Annotated in this window: 1 tRNA gene and 2 rRNA genes (1 of these 3 cut by a window edge); all 3 read left to right on the top strand. The window is 55.7% G+C overall.

Annotated elements, in window-relative coordinates:
- Positions 1 to 2183, top strand: a 23S ribosomal RNA gene (locus B7444_RS14770) (it extends 554 nt beyond the left edge of the window).
- A gap of 80 nt (positions 2184 to 2263) precedes the next feature.
- Positions 2264 to 2378, top strand: a 5S ribosomal RNA gene (gene rrf, locus B7444_RS14765).
- 45 nt (positions 2379 to 2423) lie between these two features.
- A tRNA-Met gene (locus B7444_RS14760) sits at positions 2424 to 2500 on the top strand.

Raw genomic sequence — 2500 nt, 5'->3', positions numbered from 1 at the left:
TGGGTCAGCGAGTTTCTGTTTGCAGCGAGCTTAAGCCGTTAGGTGTAGGCGTAGCGAAAGCGAGTCTGAATAGGGCGACTGAGTTGCTGGCAGAAGACCCGAAACCGAGTGATCTAGCCATGGCCAGGCTGAAGGTGCGGTAACACGCACTGGAGGGCCGAACCCACGCCTGTTGAAAAAGTCGGGGATGAGCTGTGGCTAGGGGTGAAAGGCCAATCAAACTCGGAGATAGCTGGTTCTCCGCGAAATCTATTGAGGTAGATCGTCGGGTGTTTACCCTGGGGGGTAGAGCACTGGATGGGCTAGGGGGGCCCAAAGCCTTACCAAACCTAACCAAACTCCGAATACCCAGGAGTATAGCCCGGCAGACAGACAGTGGGTGCTAAGGTCCATTGTCGAGAGGGAAACAGCCCAGACCACCAGCTAAGGCCCCTAAATCGTGGCTAAGTGGGAAAGGATGTGGGGATTCCAAAACAACCAGGAGGTTGGCTTAGAAGCAGCCATCCTTTAAAGAAAGCGTAATAGCTCACTGGTCTATTAGAAACCCTGCGCCGAAAATGTAACGGGGCTCAAGCCACGTGCCGAAGCTGTGGGTGCATTCTTATGAATGCGCGGTAGCGGAGCGTTCCGTAAGTCTGCGAAGGAGGCGGGGTGACCCCCTCTGGAGATATCGGAAGTGCGAATGCTGACATGAGTAGCGACAAACAGTGCGAGAAACACTGTCGCCGAAAGTCCAAGGGTTCCTGCGCAAGGTTAATCCACGCAGGGTGAGCCGGCCCCTAAGGCGAGGGCGAGAGCCGTAGTCGATGGGAACTAGGTGAATAGTCCTAGGCCTGCCAGAAGTGACGAATGGGAAATGTTGTCTGTCCTTAACGGATTGAACAGGCTTTTTGACCATTCCAGGAAATAGCTCTGGCGTATAGACCGTACCCGAAACCGACACAGGTGGACTGGTAGAGAATACCAAGGCGCTTGAGAGAACGATGCTGAAGGAACTAGGCAAATTGCTCGTGTAACTTCGGGATAAACGAGACCCGCTCGTGGGCAACCATGGACGGGTGGCACAGACCAGGGGGTAGCGACTGTTTAGTAAAAACACAGGGCTCTGCGAAATCGTGAGATGACGTATAGGGCCTGACGCCTGCCCGGTGCCGGAAGGTTAAGAGGAGATGTGCAAGCATTGAATTGAAGCCCCGGTAAACGGCGGCCGTAACTATAACGGTCCTAAGGTAGCGAAATTCCTTGTCGGGTAAGTTCCGACCTGCACGAATGGCGTAACGACTTCCCCACTGTCTCCAGCATCGACTCAGCGAAATTGAATTCCCCGTGAAGATGCGGGGTACCCGCGGTCAGACGGAAAGACCCTATGAACCTTTACTGCAGCTTTGCAGTGGCATCAGGAAAATCCTGTGTAGGATAGGTCGGAGGCTTTGAAGCCGGGGCGCCAGCACCGGTGGAGCCACCCTTGAAATACGACCCTGAATTTTTCTGATGTCTAACCGAGACCAGTAAGCCTGGTCCGGGACCCTGCATGGTGGGCAGTTTGACTGGGGCGGTCGCCTCCCAAAGTGTAACGGAGGCGCGCGATGGTGGGCTCAGGCCGGTCGGAAACCGGCTGTCGAGTGCAATGGCATAAGCCCGCCTGACTGCGAGAATGACAGTTCGAGCAGAGACGAAAGTCGGCCATAGTGATCCGGTGGTCCCACGTGGACGGGCCATCGCTCAACGGATAAAAGGTACTCTAGGGATAACAGGCTGATCTCCCCCAAGAGTCCACATCGACGGGGAGGTTTGGCACCTCGATGTCGGCTCATCACATCCTGGGGCTGGAGCAGGTCCCAAGGGTTCGGCTGTTCGCCGATTAAAGTGGTACGTGAGCTGGGTTTAGAACGTCGTGAGACAGTTCGGTCCCTATCTGCCGTGGGTGTACGAGACTTGAGAGGATTTGTCCCTAGTACGAGAGGACCGGGATGAACATACCTCTGGTGCACCGGTTGTCACGCCAGTGGCACAGCCGGGTAGCTAAGTATGGACGGGATAACCGCTGAAAGCATCTAAGCGGGAAACCCACCTCAAAACAAGGTCTCATAGAGCCGTGAGAGACCATCACGTTGATAGGCCGGGTGTGAAAGTGCAGTAATGCATGCAGCTAACCGGTCCTAATCGCTCATAATCCTCACTCCAGACACATGCACAGAAATCAGCCACACTCACTAAACACCAACCTCCTCCCACTCTCAAAAAGACTGGGTGGGCTAGAAGACCTGGTGGCCATTGCGAGGGCCCTACACCCGATCCCTTCCCGAACTCGGCCGTGAAATCCCTCAGCGCCTATGATACTGCACCTCAAGGTGCGGAAAAGTCGGTCGCCGCCAGGTCCCCTAGCCCACTCACCACTCCCCCACCAACATCACACACACAACCGCGGGGTGGAGCAGCCCGGTAGCTCGTCAGGCTCATAACCTGAAGGCCGCAGGTTCAAATCCTGCCCCCGCAACCA

It is taken from the genome of Gluconobacter thailandicus F149-1 = NBRC 100600 (assembly GCF_000964465.1).
Lineage (GTDB): Bacteria > Pseudomonadota > Alphaproteobacteria > Acetobacterales > Acetobacteraceae > Gluconobacter > Gluconobacter thailandicus.
This window is presented reverse-complemented; position numbering and strand designations above follow the sequence as displayed.